Below are 21,748 nucleotides of genomic sequence, written 5' to 3'. Positions count from 1 at the left end.
ACAACGCCTCCTGTCACGCCTGAACAGCGAGGACCAGCGGAAACACGCCCTGGGCTCCGGCCCGCCGGAGCAGTCGTGCCGCCACCGCCAGAGTCCAGCCGGTGTCCGCGAGATCGTCCACGAGCAGCACGGGACCGCCCGCCGAGGCCAGCGCGTCGGCCAGACCGGGTTCTACCACCAGTGCTTCGTGCAGGGCCCGGACCCGTTGTGCGCTGTTGGTCCGCGAGATCCGCAGGTCCGTCGCGCCCGGCGCGTAGGTGACGCTGCCGAGCAGCGGCATCCGGCCGATCTCGGCGATACGCCCACCCAGGGACTGGACGAGCCGAGGCTTGCTCTGCGAGGCGACAGTGACCACGCCGACCGGCCTGGGCGCGGCGTCCTCGGCCCCCGAGGCCCAGCCCCCGGGGCCCTTGGCCCAGTCGGCCAGCACGTTCACCACGGCGCTCGCCACATCGTCCGGAACAGGGGCGTCCGGGGCCTGGGGCGCCAGCATCGGGCGCAGCCGGTTGCCCCAGCCGATGTCGGAGAGTCGCCCCAGGGCGCGACCGGTGAACGACACCTCCCCCGCGGGGATGCGGCCCTTGAGGCCGACGCCCACGGCCGCGAGGCCGGTCGGCCACATCTTGCGGGGCTCCATCTCCACACCGGGTCTGCTCAGCTCGCCCCGCGCACCGTCGAGGGCCACGCTGGACACCTGGTCGTCGAAGCGGGCCCCCGCACAGTTGTCGCAGCGTCCGCAGGCGGTCGCCTCCTCGTCGTCCAGCCGACGGCGCAGGAACTCCATCCGGCAGCCCGTCGTCGTCGCGTACTCGCGCATCGCCTGCTGCTCGGCAGTCCGCTGGCGGGCCACCCACGCGTAGCGCTCCGAGTCGTACACCCAGGGCTCACCGGTGGCGATCCAGCCGCCCTTGACGCGTCTGACGGCGCCGTCGACGTCCAGCACCTTGAGCATGGTCTCCAGCCGGGTGCGCCGCAGATCGACCAACGGCTCCAGGGCGGGCAGCGAGAGCGGCCGGCCGGCGTGGGCGAGGGCGTCGATCGTCCGTCGTACCTGCTCCTCGGGAGGAAAGGCGACCGACGCGAAGTACTCCCAGATCGCTTCGTCCTCCTTGCCCGGCAGGAGCAGCACCTCCGCGTGCTCGACACCACGCCCCGCACGCCCCACCTGCTGGTAGTAGGCGATGGGGGAGGAGGGCGAGCCGAGATGGACGACGAATCCGAGGTCGGGTTTGTCGAACCCCATGCCCAGCGCGGACGTCGCCACGAGGGCCTTGACCCGGTTGGCGAGCAGGTCGTCCTCCGCCTGCTGCCGGTCGGCGTTCTCGGTGCGACCGGTGTAGGACGCCACCGTGTGCCCGCACTGACGCAGATACGCGGTGACCTCTTCGGCGGCGGCGACCGTCAGGGTGTAGATGATTCCCGAGCCGGGGAGCTCCTTGAGGTGATCGCCCAGCCAGGCCAACCGGTGCGCGGCGTTCGGCAGTTGCAGAACACCGAGGCTGAGGCTCTCCCGGTCCAGGGAGCCCCGGAGCACGAGCGCGTCGGTTCCCGCGCCGGTACCCAGTTGTTCTGCGACATCCGCGGTCACCCGGGCGTTCGCCGTCGCGGTGGTCGCCAGGACGGGCACACCGGCGGGCAGATCGGCCAGCATGGTCCGCAGACGCCGGTAGTCGGGCCGGAAATCGTGACCCCAGTCGGAAATGCAGTGCGCCTCATCAACCACGAGCAGTCCGGTGGCGGCGGCGAGCCGGGGCAGGACCTGGTCCCGGAAGTCGGGATTGTTGAGTCGCTCGGGGCTGACCAGCAACACGTCCACTTCACCGGCCGCCACCTCGGCCTGCACGGTCTCCCACTCCTCGGTGTTGGAGGAGTTGATCGTGCGGGCGCTGATTCCGGCGCGGGCAGCCGCCGCGACCTGGTTGCGCATCAACGCGAGCAGCGGCGAGACGATCACGGTCGGCCCGCCGCCCTGCGCGCGGATCAGGGACGTCGCGACGAAGTACACCGCGGACTTGCCCCAACCGGTCCGCTGGACGACCAGGGCCCGGCGCTTGTCGGCGACGAGCGCCTCGATGGCCAGCCACTGGTCCTCCCGCAGCCGCGCAGCGCCTGTGGGGTCGCCGACGAGGCGGGCAAGTACGGAGTCGGCCGAGGCCCTGAGGTCTGCACGGGTTGCTTGGGTCATGCCCCCATGCAACCCGATGGCTACGACAAACCGCGAACGGTCGCTCCAGCCTGTGGAAAAAGTTATCCACAGGGGTCGCGGAATTTTGCCGTTCGCGGGACGGTCATGCCATGAACCAGCGCCACGAATCCAACGGTCCGGTCGACGAGCAGCAGGTCACTCTGCGGGGCCCCGCCGAGCTCGCAGACGCCCTTCCCTACCTCATGGGATTCCATCCGAACGACAGCGTGGTCATGGTCGCCCTGCACGGCGGCAGGGGCCGCTTCGGCGGGCGGCTCAGGGTCGGCATCCCGCAGACGCCCGAGGAATGGCCGGCCGTCGCGGAGCAGCTCGCCGAGTGCTTGATCAAGGGGAGCGAGCGGCGCGGCAGCCCTCCCGACGCGATCGTGATCTTCCTCTGCCAGGATCCTGCCGAGGGCGAGCCCGCCGGCCGGGTCATGGAGCGGCTGCGGCCCCTGGCCCAGAGCCTGCGTACGGCCTGCGGCGCGCTCGATGTGCCGGTGCTCGAAGCGCTCTGCATCTCCGACGGCCGGTACTGGTCCTACTGCTGCCCGGACGGGCGTTGCTGCCCGGCGGAGGGCAACCGGATGGCCATGCCCGGCACCTCGGTGATGGCGGCCGCCGCCGCGTACGCGGGCATCCAAGTGCGCGGATCGTTGCGAGAGATGGAGTCCAGGCTCATGCCTATGGGCACAGCTGCCGAGGCGGATCAGCAACGCGCGCTCGATTCGGTAGGGGTCGAAATGATGCCCAAACTCCTCGACGAAGCGGGCCGCAAGGCCGTCGGCAGGGAGACCCTGGACCTTGCCAGGAGGCTCATGAAGCGTCTCGGGGAGGAGCAACCGACGACTCCCTCCCTCGCGGACATCAACGACGACCGGCTGATCAGCCACGACGAGGCGGCCTCGGTGATCCTCGGCCTGCAGGACCGGGAGACCCGTGACAGGGCGGCGGAATGGATGGAAGGCCCGGAGGCCGATTCCGCGCTCCGGCTCTGGCGGGCACTGTCCCGCCGTTGTGTCTCACCGTACGAGGAACACGCCGCGGCTCCACTGGCCCTGGCCGGCTGGGTTTCCTGGTCGACGGGAGACGAACCGGCCGCGCGAGTCGCGTTGGGGCTCGCCCTGCGGATGGATCCCGATTACACCTTCGCCCAGCTTCTCCACGAAGCGTGCAACCAGGGCCTCGACCCGGAGACGCTGCGTCGTTGCCTGCGCGGGGAGCGCAGCGCCCGAACGGGACGGCGGAGCCATCGGGCCACCCCTGGCGCCCGATCCCGCACCACACGCCCGGCCCCCTCGCATCGACGGAAGGCGCCGTCCGGCCCCTCCCGCCCCGAAACGGCCGCCCGGCGCGGGTCCGGGCGAACCACACCGAGCCGACGCACCCACAGGAGTGATGGATGACCCGGGGGCCTCGTCACTGAACAGACCTTGCCGCTGAGACGTGGAAGAGAGGCACGGACCGCGACGCTTCGTACAGCATCGGCTCGGGCAGGGAGTGGTCCATGGGGGAGAGAAGCCGGTGCCGGGGAAGCGCGGTCCGGGGGCGGGCGGTACCCGGCACGAGGCGGGGGCGGACCGCGAAGCCAACGAAGAGGAGATGCGCGCGGGATCGAGAAGAGATCTTCGAAGGGAGTGTTTATCGTCAGGCAGACGACTATGATCACGGCATGCCGCCCTACGACCCGTCGACTTTCCCGCCCTTCGCCGTCACTGTCGACCTGGTCGTGCTCACGGTGCGCCGCCATGCGCTCTGCGCACTGGTCGTACGCCGTGGTGAGCCGCCTTTCCAGGGGCGATGGGCATTGCCCGGCGGGTTCGTGAGAGCCGATGAGGATCTCGGCGCGGCGGCGGCGCGGGAGCTCGTGGAAGAGACCGGCCTGTGCGCCCAGGATCCGGCGGCTCCGGCAGTCGGCAACGGCGCCCACCTCGAACAGCTCGCCACCTACGGGGACCCCGGTCGCGACCCGCGAATGAGGGTCGTCAGCGTCGCCCATCTCGCACTGGCTCCCGATCTGCCGGCCCCGCGGGCGGGCGGTGACGCGAACAGCGCGAGGTGGGCACCCGTCGAGGATCTGCTCGGGGCGGAAGGGGGCTTCGGCCAGGAGGGCGAGAGCCAGGCCCCACTGGCCTTCGACCATGCGCGGATCCTTGCCGACGGGGTCGAACGGGCCCGGTCCAAGATCGAATATTCCTCCCTGGCCACCGCCTTCTGCCCGCCGGAGTTCACCGTCGGCGAGCTCCGGAGGGTGTATGAGGCGGTATGGGGCGTGGTTCTCGATCCGCGGAACTTCCACCGCAAGGTGACCGGCACGCCCGGCTTCCTGGTGCCCTCGGGCGGTACGACCACCCGTCAGGGCGGACGCCCGGCCCAGCTGTTCCGGGCCGGTGCGGCCACGGTGCTCAACCCTCCGATGCTGAGGCCGGAGGTCTGAGTCCGCGGAACACCCGCGGTATCGAAGCTACATAAAAAGTCTGATTTGTCGCGTTATCTTGCTGCGGTACCCACTCTGCCGCCGAGCGGTCTCACCTTCCGCGAGAGAAGCGATGCTCCAGGCCATCGGACTCACCAGTGCCCCCCGCCGCGGCCTTCCGGCCGCCGTGGACGACCTCACCCTCGAAGCCCGGCCCGGCCGTGTCACCGCACTTCTGGGTGCTCCCGGCTCCGGGAAGACCGCGGCCCTCCGCCTCATGCTCGAACTCGACCCGGGGCGGGGCATCACCTACTTCCGGGGCAGACCGCTGCACCGGATCCCGCATCCGGCCCGCGAGGTGGGGGTGCTCCTCGGGGACGTCCCGGGGCACCCTGCCCGCACCGCCCGTGGACAGCTCCGGATGCTCTGCGCCGCTGCGGGGGTGTCGGTGACGCGGGCCGACGAAGTGCTCGACGCCGTGGGGCTGGCCGGGCTCGGGGACCGGCGCATCGGCGCGCTCTCGCCCGGCATGGACCGTCGGCTCGCACTCGCCTCGGCGCTGCTCGGCGACCCGCACGCGCTCGTCCTCGACGATCCGGCGGAGGGTCTTTCGCCGCGCGAGGCCGGCTGGCTGCACGAACTGTTGCGAGCTCACGCGGCGCGGGGCGGAACTGTTCTGTACACCACGACCGACCCCAGGGAGGCCGCGCGCAACGCCCACCGAGTGATCACCATCGACGGTGGCAGGCTTGTCGCCGACCAGGGCATCGACGAATTCTCCCGGACCCGGCTGCGCCCCAGGGTCGCAGTCCGTACTCCGCACGCGGCCCGCCTTGCCGCAGTCGTCAGCCGGGAGGCCCGGGTGGCCCGGCGCTCGGTCGAGGTGGTCACCGAAGCGGGCGGCCGACTCTCGGTGTACGGCTCCACATGCGCGGAGATCGGTGACACGGCGTTCCGGCACGGGCTGCCGGTGCACCAGCTCGCCGACGAGATCGGTGACACCGGTTCCACCGCACCGGCAGAACCGACGGAGGCAATGGAACCCGCCGTGCCGGTGGAACCCGCGGGGGCGACGGGACGGGAGCAGATCATCGGTCCCGCGCACCCCATCAGCGACAAGGGCCTCATGGGTCACGCGGACCTCACGGCTCGGGCGAATCCGACAGGTCGCGGAGGCTCCACACGCCCTGCGGCTGCCGTGTCCCCAGGGGGTCCGGCAACCCCTGCGGTGTCCGTCGAAAACGGGGAGCCGGGCCTTTCTCGGCGGACCGTACGGGCGTCGAGCCCGGCACTGCCGCCTCCCATCGGGCGCCGTCCCGCCCGCGGCCCGCTCCACCCGCTGCGGTACGAGCTGCGCCGCATGTTCGGTGTCAGGACAACGCTCTTGGTCATGGCCGTTGTCATGGTGCTCTCGGCCGGGCTTTCCGTACTGCTGGCCCGTACCGGTCAGACGCCGCTGCCGAAGATGTTGGCGGCCTGGCCGTCGCTGTTGCCCCTGCCGCCCGCGGCGGTCGGTGCCGGGATTCTCGGCGCCCTGTCGTTCGGTGACGAATTCCGCTATCCCGCGCTCGCCGTGGGACGAGGTGTGATCCCCCGTCGGCCGGGGCTGCTCCTTGCCAAGCTGACGGTGTCCGCAGGTGTCGCCGTGGTGCTGGCCCTGGCTGTCGTCCTGCTCTCCACCGAAGCCCTGCGGGTTGTGTACGGCCCCGATCTGATCGATATTCCACCGAACTCGGTTTCGCTGTGCGTCGGTTGGGTGGGGTTGGTCGTGGGCTGCGCGTGGACGGGGCTTCTGGCCGCCGGGATCTTCCGGGTGGCCACGGGTGGTGTTGCCGCGGTGCTGGCCGTGCCGGTGCTTGTGGCTCCGCTTGTCCGGAAGGCTCTGTCGGCGGGGCCGGGCTCCCGCTCGACCGTCGGGCTGCCGGGCAGGCTCCGTGAACTGGTGTGGCCGAGCTGGCCCCACGAGATGGACCGATGGGTGGCGGCGGCCGGGCGGCTCGTGGCCCATCCGGTGGGGGTCGCGCTGTCGTTGTCGTTGTCGGTCCTGGTCTGCGCGTACCTGTTCACCGGCCTTCACGGTCGGGTCCGTTGGCGCTCGCAGAGCGGTGTCGGGCCGAGTTAGGGCCCGCAACTCCCAAGAGAATGACCGGTTTATACCGGTTAGACGTCAATTGGGGGGTGGGTGCCGATCACCCTTTCGTGTGCTTTTCACCAAAGACCTCAAGAGCTGCGTGAGCTGCGCCGACAAAGGATGCGTGAGTACCCTTGCGCACACCATGATGACCGCCGCCCGCTCCGCCGATTCCGGCCTCGCCGGCCCGGGTGAACTCGATCGCTACCCGTATGCGGAGGCGCCGGCCGGCGAGCGCGCCGCTCTTCGCACCTGGGACGGTCCCGACGCCGAGCTCGGTCGGGTGGGCCGGCGGGGCTCGGCCAGCCGGGGCCGCGGCCTCCATGGCCAACTCGTTCAGCAGCTGGGTCAGATGATCGTTTCCGGTGACCTGGGTGCCGACCGCCCCCTCGTTCCGGAAGAGATCGGTCAGCGTTTCGAGGTCTCCCGTACCGTCGTGCGCGAATCCCTGCGTGTCCTCGAAGCCAAGGGGCTGGTCAGCGCCCGGCCCAACGTGGGCACCAGGGTCCGCCCCGTCAGCGACTGGAATCTGCTGGACCCCGACATCATCGAATGGCGCGCCTTCGGTCCCCAGCGCGAGGACCAGCGCCGCGAGCTGGGGGAGCTCCGCTGGACGATCGAGCCGCTCGCCGCGCGTCTTGCCGCGGGCCACGGGCGCGAGGACATTCAGCAGCGCCTCGGTGACATGGTCGAGATCATGAGGCACTCGGTCGGGCAGGGCGACGCGATTACCTGTTCCCGGGCGGATGCGGAGTTCCACTCCCTGCTCATCCAGGCGGCGGGCAACCGGATGCTCGAGCACCTCTCCGGCATCGTCGCTGCGGCGCTGCAGGTATCGGGCGGCCCGGTCACGGGCTGTGACCGCCCCACCGACGCCTCTCTCGGCCACCACGCCCGGATCGTCGAGGCCCTCGCGTCCGGCGACGCGGCGGGTGCCGAAACGGCCATGCGTCAACTGCTCGTCGTCCACCCCGAGGTGGAACGGGTGGTGCCCGCGCCCCGCGAGCACTGAGCGCGGTACAACCGGGGTGCGCACCACGTGTCGCCGGGCCCGTCATGGTCCGGCGGCACAATTGTGGGGAGAAATGCACTCTTGGTCTCGTTCGTCGCAAATGAGGTGTGACTCGGGCCACGTGGATTGGGCGTAACACTCCTCGAAGCAGTGCGATGACTTAAGAGGTGACCGCCACGGAAGGAATACAGCAGCCATTCAGTGCGCTGTGCAGTTCTGAGGCCAAACCCCGCGCCGCCGGTACTTCCCAGCCCGGCGGTCGTCGGCTCCAGCCCTCACGGGGGCCGGGCCGGAAGCCGTTTCCATCGTTCCGAGAGGTTGTTCGTGTCGGCCAGCACATCCCGTACGCTCCCGCCGGAGATCGCCGAGTCCGAGTCTGTGATGGCGCTCATCGAGCGGGGAAAGGCTGATGGGCAGATCGCCGGCGATGACGTGCGTCGGGCCTTCGAGGCTGACCAGATTCCGCCAACCCAGTGGAAGAATGTTCTGCGCAGCCTCAATCAGATCCTCGAGGAAGAGGGTGTGACGCTGATGGTCAGTGCCGCGGAGCCGTCCAAACGTGCCCGCAAGAGCGTCGCAGCGAAGAGCCCGGTCAAGCGCACCGCCACCAAGACCGTCGCGGCCAAGACGACCGTGACCAGGACTGTCGCGGCCACCGCCGCCCCGTCGGCAGAGACCGTGGACACGGCGGCCGACGCCGCCGCGGCCGGCCCTGCGAAGAAGGCGGCAGCCAAGAAGACGGCTGCCAAGAAGACCGCCGCGAAGAAGACGGCGGCCAAGAAGACAACAGCGAAGAAGTCCGGAAAGCAGGACGACGAGCTTCTCGATGGCGACGAGGCGATCGAGGAAGTAAAGGTCGGCAAGGGCGGCGAGGAAGAGGAGGGCGAGGGCGAGAACAAGGGCTTCGTCCTCTCCGACGACGACGAGGACGACGCGCCCGCGCAGCAGGTCGCCGTCGCCGGTGCCACCGCCGACCCGGTCAAGGACTACCTGAAGCAGATCGGCAAGGTTCCCCTCCTCAACGCCGAGCAGGAGGTCGAGCTCGCTAAGCGCATCGAGGCCGGTCTGTTCGCCGAGGACAAGCTGGCGAACTCCGACAAGCTCGCCCCGAAGCTCAAGCGCGAGCTGGAGATCATCGCCGAGGACGGGCGCCGTGCCAAGAACCACCTGCTGGAGGCCAACCTCCGTCTCGTGGTGTCGCTGGCCAAGCGTTACACCGGCCGCGGCATGCTCTTCCTGGACCTCATCCAGGAGGGCAACCTTGGTCTGATCCGTGCGGTCGAGAAGTTCGACTACACCAAGGGCTACAAGTTCTCCACGTACGCCACCTGGTGGATCCGCCAGGCGATCACCCGCGCCATGGCCGACCAGGCCCGCACCATCCGCATCCCGGTGCACATGGTCGAGGTCATCAACAAGCTCGCCCGTGTGCAGCGCCAGATGCTCCAGGACCTGGGCCGCGAGCCCACGCCTGAGGAGCTGGCCAAGGAGCTCGACATGACCCCCGAGAAGGTCATCGAGGTCCAGAAGTACGGTCGTGAGCCGATTTCCCTCCACACCCCGCTGGGTGAGGACGGGGACAGCGAGTTCGGTGACCTCATCGAGGACTCCGAGGCGGTCGTGCCGGCCGACGCGGTCAGCTTCACGCTCCTCCAGGAGCAGCTGCACTCCGTGCTCGACACGCTCTCCGAGCGTGAGGCGGGCGTGGTCTCGATGCGCTTCGGGCTCACCGACGGTCAGCCGAAGACGCTGGACGAGATCGGCAAGGTCTACGGCGTGACGCGTGAGCGTATCCGTCAGATCGAGTCGAAGACCATGTCGAAGCTGCGTCACCCGTCGCGTTCGCAGGTGCTGCGCGACTACCTCGACTAGTAGCAGCAGCGCGCGAGGGCCCGGAACCCCCTGGGGTTCCGGGCCCTCGGCCTATCAACGGGTGCGTCGGACGAGCGGCGGGACGACTCTGGGTGGGAACGGTTCGACACAGAGTCAGGAGTACGCATGTCCCGTACCGCCTTTCGTGCCCTGACCGGGGCGTTCGCCCTGGTTGCCGCCGCAGCCGCGATACCTCTCGCGTCCCCCGCCCGGGCGGCCGAGGACGGCATAGTCGTCGGTGGCCAGCCCGCACATGTCAAGGACAGCCCCTGGGTGGTGGCGCTGTCCAGCCGCGACCGGTTCGGAGAGGCGCGTGCCGGACAGTTCTGTGGCGGTGTCGTGGTGGCACCGAAGAAGGTGCTGACCGCCGCGCACTGCCTGAGCCGCGAGGCGCTCGGCGTCGACGCCGGAGCGGTGCGGGACCTGCGGGTCATCACGGGCCGCGATGACCTGCGCGAGACCGGGGGGCAGGAGATATCGGTGCGGTCGACGTGGACCAATCCCGCGTTCGACCCCGTCACGAACGCGGGGGACCTGGCGGTACTCACACTGGCCGACGCGCTGCCGGAGAAGAGCGTGATCCAGATGGCGGGCTCGGGGGACCCGGCGTACGCGCCCGGCACCGGAGCCGTCGTCTACGGGTGGGGCGACATGAGCGGCAACGGCGACTACGCGTCGTCGCTCCGCTCCGCGAAAGTGAGCGTCCTGCCGGACAGTGCCTGCGCGCAGGCGTACCCGGGCGGCAGAAACGGCACGTACGAGCCCTCAGCGATGCTCTGCGCGGGCGAACTGCTGGGCGGGTACGACGCGTGTCAGGGGGACAGCGGAGGGCCGCTGGTGGCCGGTGGAAGGCTCATCGGACTGGTGTCCTGGGGGAACGGCTGCGCGAGGGCGGGAAACCCCGGCGTGTACACGCGGATCTCCGCAGCGATTGGCTGGATGCCGGAAGGAGGCTGAGCGGGCGCGCCACGTGCGTACGAGAACGGGCGGCTCCCCTCGCAGGGAGCCGCCCGTCGGCAGGTCCGGGACCTGGCCCGAGCTCGTCGGGAATGCGAGGTGTCAGTGTTCCTCTTCGGCGGCTTGGGCCTGTACGGCCGTGAGCCGGTCCGTCTCATCCTGTATTTCCGCGGCGATCTTCTTGAGTTCCGGCTCGAACTTGCGACCGTGGTGGGCGCAGAAGAGCAGTTCACCGCCGCTGATCAGGACGACGCGCAGATATGCCTGGGCGCCGCAACGGTCACAGCGGTCTGCTGCGGTCAGCGGGCTCGCGGGGGTCAGAACAGTAGTCACGTCGCCTCTTCTCTAGCTCGACGAGCTGTCGTACCAGGGTCAACATCCAACCAGGCCGAAAACGTTCCCGCTCGTGGCTTTTCTTCGAAACTTCTTCTCGAGATGGCTGTCTATTGACGGTTGGCGGCGAATGTGCCGTATTGCGTAGCGCTACGGTTTCGCGTTGCTTGTCTTGGTGGATCCTCCCGGCTGGCTTGCCGGTTCGTTCATGAGGACGTGCCCGGAGCCTAAATGGTTCATGCCTGGAAGGGAACGTGATGTGCGCGTCACTCCTGCGGGTGACCGAACGTATGTGCGAGGATGGATTGATGTGAGGGTTGTCGGAGGGTGGCGTTACAACCGCTCTACCAGGCCTCGGTACGCTCTCAGCGGCTACCGAAGCCGAGCCCGATACCCACTGGGCCCCAAATGAAATTCAGCGAGGAGCGAACCGCGTGACCGCCGATACGTCCGTGCCGTCCACTGCGCTGCTGACCGGAGCAGACCGAGACGGTTCCAACTACACCGCGCGGCATCTGCTCGTACTCGAGGGGCTCGAAGCGGTTCGCAAGCGCCCCGGCATGTACATCGGGTCCACCGACAGCCGCGGTCTCATGCACTGCCTCTGGGAGATCATCGACAACTCCGTCGACGAGGCCCTGGGCGGCTTCTGCGACCGCATCGAGGTCATTCTCCACGACGACAACTCCGTGGAGGTCCGGGACAACGGGCGGGGCATTCCCGTCGACGTCGAGCCCAAGACCGGCCTGTCCGGCGTCGAGGTCGTGATGACCAAGCTCCATGCCGGCGGAAAGTTCGGCGGCGGCTCGTACGCCGCGTCGGGCGGTCTGCACGGCGTCGGCGCCTCCGTGGTCAACGCGCTCTCCGCGCGGCTCGACGTCGAGGTCGACCGCAACAGCGCGACCCACTCGATCAGCTTCCGCCGCGGAGTTCCGGGAATCTTCACCGAGCAGGGGCCGGACAGCCCCTTCGATCCGGCCAACGGTCTGCTCAAGGGCAAGCGGGTGCCGAAGACGCGCACCGGCACCCGGGTGCGCTACTGGGCGGACCGGCAGATCTTCCTCAAGGACGCCAAGCTCAGCCTGGAGACGCTCCACCAGCGGGCGCGGCAGACGGCCTTCCTCGTCCCCGGCCTCACGATCGTCGTCCGCGACGAGCGCGGTCTCGACGGCGCGGGCAAGACCGAGGACACCTTCCACTTCGACGGCGGCATCAGCGAATTCTGCGAGTACCTCGCACAGGACAAGGCGGTCTGCGACGTCCTGCGTCTGAGCGGGCAGGGCACGTTCAAGGAGACCGTGCCGGTGCTGGACGAGCGCGGCCACATGACGGCGACCGAGGTCACCCGGGAACTCGCGGTGGACATCGCCCTGCGCTGGGGCACCGGTTACGACACCACACTCAAGTCCTTCGTCAACATCATCGCCACCCCCAAGGGCGGCACGCACGTGACCGGATTTGAACGCTCCGTGACCAAGACGGTCAACGAGGTGCTTCGCTCCGCCAAGCTGCTCCGCGTCGCCGAGGACGACATCGTCAAGGACGACGCACTGGAGGGGCTGACCGCGGTCGTCACCGTACGCCTGGCGGAGCCGCAGTTCGAGGGCCAGACCAAGGAGGTGCTCGGCACCTCGGCGGCGAACCGGATCGTCGCCAACGTCGTGGCCAAGGAACTCAAGGCATTCCTGACCTCGACGAAGCGCGACGCCAAGGCCCAGGCCAGGGCGGTTCTGGACAAGGCCGTGGCAGCCGCCCGGACCCGCATTGCGGCCCGTCAGCACAAGGACGCGCAGCGTCGCAAGACGGCGCTCGAGTCCTCCTCGCTGCCGGCGAAGCTGGCCGACTGCCGAAGCGACGACGTCGACCGCAGCGAACTGTTCATCGTCGAGGGGGACTCCGCGCTCGGCACGGCCAAGCTCGCCCGGAACAGTGAGTTCCAGGCACTGCTGCCGATCCGGGGCAAGATCCTCAATGTCCAGAAGGCATCCGTCTCGGACATGCTGAAGAACGCCGAGTGCGGCGCGATCATCCAGGTCATAGGAGCCGGGTCCGGCCGGACCTTCGACATCGACGCCGCGCGCTACGGGAAGATCGTCCTGCTGGTGGACGCCGATGTCGACGGCGCGCACATCCGCATCCTGCTGCTTACGCTCTTCCAGCGGTACATGCGGCCCATGGTCGAGGCGGGCCGGGTCTTCGCCGCCGTGCCCCCGCTCCACCGCATCGAGCTGGTCCAGCCGAAGAAGGGCCAGGACAAGTACATCTACACGTACTCCGACAACGAGCTGCGTCAGCGGCTGCTGGAGCTTCAGCGGAAGAACATCCGGTACAAGGAGTCGATCCAGCGGTACAAGGGCCTGGGCGAGATGGACGCGGACCAGCTGGCGGAGACCACGATGGACCCGCGCTACCGCACCCTGCGGCGGATCAACATCGGCGACCTGGAGTCGGCCGAGCAGGTCTTCGATCTGCTGATGGGCAACGAGGTGGCTCCGCGCAAGGAGTTCATCACCAGCTCTGCCGCCACCCTGGACCGCTCGCGCATCGACGTCTGAGCGCCTCGCGCATCGACGTCCGAGCATCGCCGTCTCCACCCGTGGGTGGAGACGGCGACTCCACCCACGATCCACCCCTGAGCCGATCCTCCGGCCCGGCCGCTTCCGTAGCGTCGAAGGCGTTCAACCTTCCCGCGAATCGGAGGCGGCCATGTGGGGGCTCGTCAATGTCCTGGTGATCGGTGTTCTGGCGATCGGCGCGGTCGCCGTTGCCGCAGTGGTCCGCCGGTCCCGGGCACGGCAGATCATGGACGGCCGGCGCCGGTGGGGCCTGTCGAGCGTCCTCCTCGCGGCGATGCCCGGAATACGCGGGGGTGTGCGGACGCGGAGGGGCGGGCGGATGGGGCCGACGTACGCCGTCCTCACCGTCGGGACGGCACCGCGGTCGGCATGGAAGGACCGAGTGTGATGCGTGCGACCTGGACGAACTGGCCCTCCCGGGAGGCGCTCTCGGAGGCGAACCGCACCCGTCCGCGGAAGGTGATCACCTGGTCGGTCCGGGGGATACTGATCGCCGCCATGTTGTGGGGGACGTTCGGAGGCGGACGGTTCGGCCCCTGGGCGATCGCGGCCGGACTGCTGGGAGTGCTGGGCTGCGCGGTTGTCGCGTGGGCGTTCTTCCGGACCAGCCTGGAACACCGGCTCTGGCCGTCACTCGGTCTGATGACGCTGTTGCTGCTGGCAGCCTTCGCAGCGCGAGAGGCCGACGCCATTTTGCTGGCGACGATCCTGTGGTGCGGTTGCGCGGTCACCGCGCTGGAACGGCTGCCTCTCGCGGCGGCTCTTCCCGTGACGGCCCTCACGCTCGGCGTGTACGCCGTCGTCAACACCGACGGCTGGTTCACCACGGCCACGACCACCGTCGGCCTCTCACTGGCCGGTTATGTGCTCCGGCTGGACGCCGAGGCCCGTGGCAATGCCCAGAGACTGCTAGTGCAGGAGCGGGCGGCCCGCGCTGCGGAAGCCGAGACGGCGGCCCTGGGGGAGCGGGCCAGGATCGCCAGGGAGATCCATGACGTGCTCGCCCACAGCCTCTCGGCGCAGCTGGTACACCTGGAGGCGGCGCGGCTGCTGATCGAGCGGGAGCCCGCGGGGGAGTTTCGGGACGGGGTGCTGGAGCGGGTCGTGGCGGCACGTTCCATGGCGCGTGAGGGACTCGCGGAGACCCGGCAGGCACTCTCCGCGCTCAGAGGAGAGGTGTCTCCCGTGGAGGACTTCCTGAGACAACTGGTGGCCGCCGATCCCGCGGAGGTCAGCGTGGAGGGGGAACGGCGGGTGCTGACGGCCGAAACGTCGCAGACGGTCCGGAGAGTGGCACAGGAGGCCCTGACCAATGTGCGCAAACACGCACCGGGGGCCAGGGTGCTCGTCCGGCTGGAGTACCTGCCGGACGAAGTCGCCCTGGAGGTCAGGGACTCGGGCGGGGCCGTCCCCGAGAGTGAACTCGCGGGCAGCGGATCCGGATACGGTCTGCTGGGAATGAGGGAACGGGCCGAACTGATGGGCGGGACGCTGGAGGCGGGTCCCGCCGAGGAGGGATTCGTGGTGAGTCTGCGGGTGCCCGTGTGAACGCGCGGGTCGTGGTCGCCGACGACCAGTCGGTGGTGCGCGAAGGAATCGTGATGCTGCTGGGGCTGCTGCCCGGCATCGAGGTGGTCGGATCGGCGAAGGACGGGGAGGAGGCCGTCGCGCTCGTGGCCGAACTGGCCCCCGACGTGGTCCTGATGGACCTGCGGATGCCCAGGTGCGATGGGGTCGAGGCGACGCGGCGGATCCGCAAGGACCACCCAGGCACCCAGGTGGTGGTGCTCACGACGTTCGCGGACGACGACTCGCTCTTCCCCGCGCTGCGGGCAGGGGCACGCGGCTACCTCACCAAGGACGCCGGGGGCGACGAGATCGTGCGGGCCGTCCAGGCCGTGCTGTCGGGCGAGGCCGGGCTCTCCCCGAGCGTGCAGCGCCGTCTGCTGGAGCGGGTCACCACGATCCCCCTGCCGCCGGTCCCGCCGCCCGAACCGGAGTTGCCCGACGGCCTGACGCCACGTGAGCTGGAGGTGCTGGTCCTGATCGCGGAGGGGCTGTCCAATACGGAGATCGCCCGGCAGCTGCACATCTCGCAGGCCACAGTGAAAAGCCACATCAACAACCTCTTCGCCAAGGCCGGGGTACGGGACCGGGCTCAGGCCGTTCGCTATGCGTACGTTCGGGGCCTCGCACAGCCGCCCGGATCGGTCTTCACCTGAAGAGGTGAAGACCGGTGAATGGCACGCCCGGGGGCTTCCTGATCTGCCCATTCTTGGGTACACGGCCGAAGTGGTCCGTGGACAAGGGGAGTTGTTCCGTGGAGAAGGAAGCAGGGTGTGAGGCCGCAACGGTGCGGCTCGACGACCCGTGGCACGACGAGCCGGCCTCCGGGCCGGGCGGGCCGGGCGGTGCGGGGGGCTTCGTCCCCGCCGGACGATCCGCGCCCGCGGAGCCGCGGCACGGTTACAGCGCGGCCGACATCTACCTGGAGGTGCAGCGCAGCGGGGCCTTCCAGGAGGTACGCCGCAGGTACCGGCGGTTCGTCATTCCCGCCACCCTCGCCTTCCTCGTCTGGTACCTGGTCTATGTCGTCACGGCGATCACCGCTCCCGGACTGATGGCCAGGCCGGTGGCCGGAGAGGTCAACGTCGCGATGGTCGCGGGACTCGGGCAGTTCCTCACGACCTTCCTGCTCACCGGGGTGTACGCGCGCCACGCGCGTCTGCGCCGGGACCGGGCCGCGCTCGAACTGCGGTGGGAGACCCAGGAGATGACACGGGGAGTCGGGCGTTGAACGGGAACCATCAGACGTTGGCGCTCCTGCTGTTCAGCACCTTCATCGCGGTGACGCTCGCCATCACCGCCTGGGTGAGCCGCAACCGCCACGGATCGGCCGAGGAGTTCTACGCGGGCGGCAGGCTGTTCTCCCCGATGGAGAACGGGTTCGCCATCGCGGGCGACTACATGTCGGCCGCGTCCTTCCTCGGCATCTCCGGCCTCATCGCCCTCTTCGGCTACGACGGCATGCTCTACTCGGTCGGCTTCCTCGTCGCCTGGCTCGTCGTTTTGTTCCTGGTCGCCGAACTGGTCCGCAACTGCGGCCGGTTCACACTCGCCGACGTGGTGGCCGCGCGGATGGCGGAACGGCCGGTCCGGATCGCGGTGGGCGCCTCCTCCGTCACCGTGTCCGTGCTCTACCTCGTGGCGCAGATGGTGGGAGCGGGCAGCCTGGTCGCCCTGCTGCTCGGCGGTACGAGCGGTGCGGCCCGTTCCTGGACCGTCATCGGCGTCGGCGCGCTCATGGTGGTCTATGTGTCGTTCGGCGGGATGCGCGCCACCACCTGGATCCAGATCGTCAAGGCCGTGCTGCTGATGGCGGGAGCGGTCGCGCTGACCGTGCTCGTCCTGATCCACTTCCACGGCAACGTCAACGCCCTGCTCAACTCCGCCGCCGAACGGAGTGGGCACGGCAGCAGGTTCCTCCTGCCCGGCCTCCGGTACGGCGGGAGCTGGACCGCGCGCATCGACTTCATCAGCCTGGGCCTGGCCCTGGTGCTCGGCACGGCGGGACTGCCGCACATCCTGTCGCGGTTCTACACCGTTCCCACCGCCCGCGCGGCCCGCCGTTCCGTCGTCTGGTCGATCGGGCTCATCGGCGGCTTCTATCTGATGACGATCGTGCTCGGATTCGGGGCGGCCGCCCTGGTCGGCTCGGCCGAAGTACGGGCGTCCAACGCCGCGGGCAACACGGCGATCCCGCTGCTGGCCATGGAACTCGGCGGCGGTGAGGGGTCCACCGGGGGCGCGATCCTGTTCGCCGTGGTCGGCGCCGTCGCCTTCGCGACCATCCTCGCGGTCGTCGCGGGCATCACCCTCGCCTCGTCCGCCTCCGTGGCCCACGACCTCTACGCCTCGCTCAGGCGGCCGGGTGCCAAGCAGTACAGCGAGGTCGCCGTCGCCAGGGTGGCGGCGACCGGTATCGGAGTCGCCGCCATCGGGCTCGGGCTGATCGCCCAGAACCTGAACGTGGCGTTCCTGGTGGGGCTCGCCTTCGCCGTCGCCGCCTCGGCCAATCTCCCCGTGCTTCTGTACTCCCTGTTCTGGCGGAACTTCACCACCCGGGGCGCGGTCTGGTCCGTCTACGGCGGGCTGATTCCCGCCGTGCTGCTCGTACTGCTCTCACCGGTCGTCTCCGGCAGCCCCGCCTCGCTGTTCCCCGGCGTGGACTTCCAGCTCTTCCCGCTGGAGAACCCCGGACTGGTCTCCATCCCGCTGGGCTTCCTGGCCGGCTGGATCGGGACGGTCACGTCCCCCGAGCCGCCCGACGAAGCCAAGCACGCGGAGACCGAGGTCCGCGCGCTGACCGGAGCGGGAGCGGTGTAGAGAGCCGGATGGGCCGTCGGGGCGCACCGGGGCCGGGAGGTCAGACCTGTCCGCCGGGGGACCAGGTGTAGCGGTGCTCCGGGCGGCCCGTCTCGCCGTACCGCAGGGTCAGCCGCACCCTGCCGGACTTCTCCAGCAGCTTCAGATAGCGCTGGGCGGTCTGGCGGCTCATGCCGGCGCTCTCCGCGATCTCCTGCGCGGAGAGCGGCCCGTCGGCGCTGCGGAGCGCCCGCCTGACCAGCTCCGCCGTGGTCGGAGAGTGCCCCTTGGGCAGGTCGGTCTCGCCCGCGGCCCACAGTGCGCCGAAGAGCCGGTCCACCTCGCCCTGTTCGGCCTCGCCGCCGCGTTCGAGGGTGTGCCGCAGTGCGGCGTAACCCTCCAGCTTGGTGCGCAGTCCCGAGTACGTGAACGGTTTCACCAGGTACTGCAGTGCGCCGTGCCGCATGGCCTCCTGCACGGTGGCGACATCGCGTGCGGCCGTCACCATGATCACGTCGGTGTGATGTCCGCGCCTGCGCAGTTCGCGCACCATGGCCAGGCCGTTGTCGCCGGGCATGTAGTGGTCCAGCAGGACCAGGTCCACGCGTCGGCTCTCGATCGCGAGGAGAGCCTCGGCGGCGGAGTGGACCTCATCGACCACCCGGAATCCCGGCACCCTGGAGACATAGGCAGCGTTGACCTTCGCGACGCGGACGTCGTCGTCCACGACCAGGACCTCGATCACTGAGTTTCTCCCACGGTTCCGGTTGTCGGTGCGGTCGTCCCGGGGCCGGGTGTCCCGGGGGCGTTCGCGGGCGAGGGACCGGTTCGGTCAGGTTCCGCCATGTCCGCGTCGGTCAGGGCCTCCGGCAGTACGACGGTGAACTCGGCGCCGCCGTCCACGGCTTCGTCGACGGTCACGCCGCCACCCTGCCGTTCCGCCAGCCGTCGCACCAGAGCGAGGCCGAGGCCGCGTTTGCCGTGTGCCGGGATCTCCTTGGTCGACCAGCCCTCCGTGAAGATCGCTTCGCGCTGTCCGAGAGGGATGCCGGGGCCGCTGTCACGGACCCGCAGCACCACGGTACGGCCCTCGGCGCGCAGCCCCACCTCGACCAGGGCGCCGTCCGTGCCGGTCGTCGCGTCCAGCGCGTTGTCCACGAGGTTGCCGACGACGGTGACCAGTCCGCGCGGGTCCACCAGCCGGTCCGGGAGCAGGGTTCCGGGTGCCACGCGCAGCGCGACCCCGCGTTCCGCCGCGACGGTGGCCTTGCCGACCAGGAGTGCGGCCAGCAAGGGGTCGCGCACCTTCTCGGTGACCTGCTCGGCCGTCGCCCGGTGGACTCCGACGACCTCGGTGACGTACTCCATGGCGTCCTCGTGCATGTCCAGTTCCAGCAGCCCCAGGAGGGTGTGCATCCGGTTGGCGTGTTCGTGGTCCTGCGCCCGCAGCGCGTCGATCAGACCACGGGTGGAGTCGAGCTCGCGGCCGAGATGTTCCAGCTCGGTGCGGTCGCGGAGGGTGGCGACGGCGCCGCCGTCGTCGGTCGGCATCCGGTTGACCAGCAGGACCCGGTTGCCCCGCACCGTCAGCAGATCGTCGCCCAGCACCCGTCCGGCCAGCACGTCGGCCGTCCGCCCCGCGTCGAGCACGCAGTCCAGCGGGCGGCCGGCGGCATCGGGGCCCAGCCCGAGCAGGCGCTGCGCCTCGTCGTTCAGGAGCCGTACCCGCCCGGCCCGGTCCAGCGCGACGACGCCCTCCCTGATGCCGTGCAGCATCGCCTCGCGCTCCGTCAGCAGCGCGGAGATGTCGGAGAACGCGAGGTCGTGGGTCTGCCGTTGGAGCCGTCGGGAGATCAGGTACGCGGCCAGCGCCCCCACGGCGAGCGCGCCGCCCGCGTAGGCGATCAGCCCCGGGATTGCCGCGAGCAGCCGGGCGCGGACACTGTCGTACGCGATGCCGACCGAGACGGCGCCCACGACGCGGTCCGACCCGTCACGGAGCGGGACCTTCCCCCGGGCCGACCGGCCGAGTGTCCCGCTGTCGATCTCCATGACGTCCCGGCCCGCGAGCGCGTCGCTCGGGTCGGTGGAGACGACCTTGCCGATCTTGCCGGTGTCGGGGTGCGACCAGCGCACCCCGCGCCGGTCCATGACGACGACGTACTCGGCGCCGGTGGCCCGCCGGACCCGTTCGGCCGCCGACTGCACGGGCCCGGCGGGGGACGGGGCCGTGGCGAGCAGCGACTCGGTGACCCGTGGCTGGGCCGCCGTGCTCTGCGCGATGGCCAGGGCGCGGCGCATCGCCTGGTCGTCGAGCTGGGCGCTGAGCGGCGCCAGGAAGAGGCCGGTGGCCAGCGCGGTCACACCGGTGACGATGGCCAGCTGCATCAGCAGGACCTGGGAGAAGACCCGCTGCGGCCAGCCGAAACGGCGTGCTCTTCCGGGAACGGGCGGTGGGGCGCTCATCGTATGAACGGTAAGCGGCGTTATGGCCCTTTCGGAAATTCTTCCCGCTTCTTCCCACGCCGCCGTCCCGAGGCCACCGCGTTCACGGTGTGGTCCGTCCGTCCTGGGGTCGCCCCCGTCACGGCGCGGACCGTCGTGGGGCGTCCGCGGCGGCGGGCAGCGGCTGAGGGGGACGGGGGCCGCAGTACTGGCCGCTGGGGCGCATGCGCAGGGGGCGTTCCCCGTACTCCTCCAGCGCGTGCGCGATCCATCCGGCCGTGCGGGACACCGCGAACACCGTCTCCCCGGCTTCCGCGGCCATGCCGGAGGAGACCGAGAGCACGGCGAGCGCCAGGTCCACATTGGCGGGCAGGGGCGCGTGCCGGGCGGTCGTGGCGACCACGTCGTGCGCCGCTGCGAGCGCCCCTGCGGCCTGCGGAACGTTCGCGAGCAGGGCGAACAGCGCCTGTGCCCGGGGGTCCTCGGTCCTGTAGAGCCGGTGACCGAGCCCCGGAATCCTGCGCCCGGCGCGGAGGTGGTCGGCGACCACCGGCACCGCGCTGCCCCGCTCCAGGACCTCGGCCAGCATCCGGTGGGCCGACCCGCTCGCGGCTCCGTGCAGGGGGCCCTCCAGCACGCCGAGCCCTGCGGAGACCACCGCGTACGGATGGGCGTGGGCGGACGCGGCGACCCGGGCGGCCAATGTCGACGCCGCGAGGTCGTGGTCGATCAGCAGGGCGAGGGCGCCGTCCAGCGCGGTGACGAAGGGCGCGTCGGCGGGCCGGGCGGTGAGCTTCGACCACAGCTGCCGGGCCAGCCCGGCGTCCCTCTCCTCCGGCCGTTCCCCGGCCCCGCCGGCCGCCGGGGGCAGCGCGCCGACCAGGGTCGGCACGAGGCCGCGCGCAGCGGCGAGCACGGTCTCGCGCGAGAGGTCGAAGCGGAACGGATCGGCGCTCGCCGCGGCGATCACCGCGACCCGCAGCCGGTCCGTCGGGCTGCTGTGCGCGGGCAGGGCGTCGACCGCCCCGCGTGCCGCGGCCAGTGCCTCGCCGGGTGCCGCGAGGCGGCTGCCGGGGCGCAGCTCACCGGTCCAGAGCCACTCGGCGACCTCCTCGTAGGCGTACTCCCGGGCCAGTTCGGTCGCGTCGACACCGCGGAAGTAGTAGCGGTCGCCCTCGATCAGGGTGATGCCGGTGCGAAAGACCAGGTCGCCGGGGGCGGGCGGGGGCTCCCGACGGCCCGTGCGCCGGGCCAGCGCGTCTACCTCCGCCGCGTCGAACGTGCTGCCGCGCCCGCCGGGGGCGCGGGTGCTGTTCAGCTGGCCCCGGCTGACGTAGGCGTACACCGTCTCCGGCTTCACCCCGAGGCGCTCGGCCGTCTCCCGGGTGCTGAGCCGTCGTGGCGCCGTCGTCCCGGAACCGTCGTCGGGTGCTGCTCGATCCGTCATGTCGCCAAC

16 protein-coding genes are annotated in these 21,748 nt (G+C 70.3%); 11 read left to right on the top strand and 5 right to left on the bottom strand.

The window, feature by feature from the left end:
- Positions 1-13 precede the first annotated feature (13 nt).
- A complete protein-coding gene (locus ACFYW1_RS26670) occupies positions 14-2,185 on the bottom strand; it encodes a RecQ family ATP-dependent DNA helicase (protein ID WP_388998207.1) in 2,172 nt (723 codons plus the stop codon).
- A gap of 110 nt (positions 2,186-2,295) precedes the next feature.
- Here ACFYW1_RS26670 and ACFYW1_RS26665 point away from each other — a divergent pair, with 110 nt between their 5' ends.
- The 6 genes from ACFYW1_RS26665 to ACFYW1_RS26640 all read left to right on the top strand — a co-directional run bounded on the left by ACFYW1_RS26665 (position 2,296) and on the right by ACFYW1_RS26640 (position 10,573).
- Complete coding sequence (locus tag ACFYW1_RS26665; RefSeq protein WP_388998204.1) at positions 2,296-3,591, top strand: DUF4192 domain-containing protein; 1,296 nt, start codon at positions 2,296-2,298, stop codon at positions 3,589-3,591.
- Between the two features lie 266 nt (positions 3,592-3,857).
- On the top strand, positions 3,858-4,622 hold the full coding sequence (locus ACFYW1_RS26660) for an NUDIX domain-containing protein (RefSeq protein WP_388998201.1): 765 nt from the start codon (positions 3,858-3,860) through the stop codon (positions 4,620-4,622).
- Between the two features lie 112 nt (positions 4,623-4,734).
- On the top strand, positions 4,735-6,723 hold the full coding sequence (locus tag ACFYW1_RS26655) for an ATP-binding cassette domain-containing protein (RefSeq protein WP_388998198.1): 1,989 nt from the start codon (positions 4,735-4,737) through the stop codon (positions 6,721-6,723).
- Between the two features lie 154 nt (positions 6,724-6,877).
- On the top strand, positions 6,878-7,744 hold the full coding sequence (locus ACFYW1_RS26650) for a FadR/GntR family transcriptional regulator (RefSeq protein ID WP_388998400.1): 867 nt from the start codon (positions 6,878-6,880) through the stop codon (positions 7,742-7,744).
- Positions 7,745-8,068: 324 nt separating this feature from the next.
- Positions 8,069-9,616, top strand: a complete 1,548-nt coding sequence (locus ACFYW1_RS26645) for an RNA polymerase sigma factor (RefSeq protein ID WP_388998195.1) — start codon at positions 8,069-8,071, stop codon at positions 9,614-9,616.
- Between the two features lie 126 nt (positions 9,617-9,742).
- The gene (locus ACFYW1_RS26640; protein ID WP_388998192.1) at positions 9,743-10,573 is read left to right on the top strand and encodes a S1 family peptidase; all 831 of its coding nucleotides are present in this window, start codon (positions 9,743-9,745) and stop codon (positions 10,571-10,573) included.
- Between the two features lie 102 nt (positions 10,574-10,675).
- Here ACFYW1_RS26640 and ACFYW1_RS26635 read toward each other — a convergent pair whose 3' ends face one another.
- Complete coding sequence (locus tag ACFYW1_RS26635; protein WP_018105354.1) at positions 10,676-10,906, bottom strand: hypothetical protein; 231 nt, start codon at positions 10,904-10,906, stop codon at positions 10,676-10,678.
- Positions 10,907-11,340: 434 nt separating this feature from the next.
- On the opposite strand from ACFYW1_RS26635, the gene ACFYW1_RS26630 reads away from it, so the two are divergent.
- The 5 genes from ACFYW1_RS26630 to ACFYW1_RS26610 all read left to right on the top strand — a co-directional run bounded on the left by ACFYW1_RS26630 (position 11,341) and on the right by ACFYW1_RS26610 (position 17,868).
- Positions 11,341-13,461 (top strand): type IIA DNA topoisomerase subunit B, encoded by a 2,121-nt coding sequence (locus tag ACFYW1_RS26630; protein WP_388998189.1) that lies wholly within the window; start codon positions 11,341-11,343, stop codon positions 13,459-13,461.
- Positions 13,462-13,866: 405 nt separating this feature from the next.
- A complete protein-coding gene (locus ACFYW1_RS26625; RefSeq protein ID WP_388998397.1) occupies positions 13,867-15,030 on the top strand; it encodes a sensor histidine kinase in 1,164 nt (387 codons plus the stop codon).
- Positions 15,027-15,704, top strand: a complete 678-nt coding sequence (locus tag ACFYW1_RS26620; RefSeq protein WP_388998186.1) for a response regulator — start codon at positions 15,027-15,029, stop codon at positions 15,702-15,704. Before ACFYW1_RS26625 ends, ACFYW1_RS26620 begins: the two co-directional genes overlap by 4 nt.
- A gap of 131 nt (positions 15,705-15,835) precedes the next feature.
- Entirely contained in the window at positions 15,836-16,279 is a 444-nt protein-coding gene (locus tag ACFYW1_RS26615; RefSeq protein ID WP_388998394.1) for a DUF485 domain-containing protein, read from the top strand.
- Entirely contained in the window at positions 16,276-17,868 is a 1,593-nt protein-coding gene (locus ACFYW1_RS26610) for a cation acetate symporter (protein ID WP_388998183.1), read from the top strand. Before ACFYW1_RS26615 ends, ACFYW1_RS26610 begins: the two co-directional genes overlap by 4 nt.
- 40 nt (positions 17,869-17,908) lie before the next feature.
- Here the strand turns inward: ACFYW1_RS26610 and ACFYW1_RS26605 are convergent, their stop codons facing one another.
- From ACFYW1_RS26605 to ACFYW1_RS26595, 3 genes are all read right to left on the bottom strand, one after another.
- Entirely contained in the window at positions 17,909-18,592 is a 684-nt protein-coding gene (locus ACFYW1_RS26605; RefSeq protein ID WP_388998180.1) for a response regulator, read from the bottom strand.
- Complete coding sequence (locus ACFYW1_RS26600; protein WP_388998177.1) at positions 18,589-20,313, bottom strand: ATP-binding protein; 1,725 nt, start codon at positions 20,311-20,313, stop codon at positions 18,589-18,591. The genes ACFYW1_RS26605 and ACFYW1_RS26600 overlap by 4 nt, the downstream gene beginning before the upstream one ends.
- Positions 20,314-20,431: 118 nt before the next feature.
- Complete coding sequence (locus ACFYW1_RS26595) at positions 20,432-21,739, bottom strand: citrate/2-methylcitrate synthase (RefSeq protein ID WP_388998174.1); 1,308 nt, start codon at positions 21,737-21,739, stop codon at positions 20,432-20,434.
- Positions 21,740-21,748 lie beyond the last annotated feature (9 nt).

This window comes from Streptomyces sp. NPDC002669 (genome assembly GCF_042889165.1).
Taxonomy (GTDB): domain Bacteria; phylum Actinomycetota; class Actinomycetes; order Streptomycetales; family Streptomycetaceae; genus Streptomyces.
Note: the sequence above shows the minus strand (reverse complement) of the source record. Positions and strands in the feature narration are given on the sequence as shown.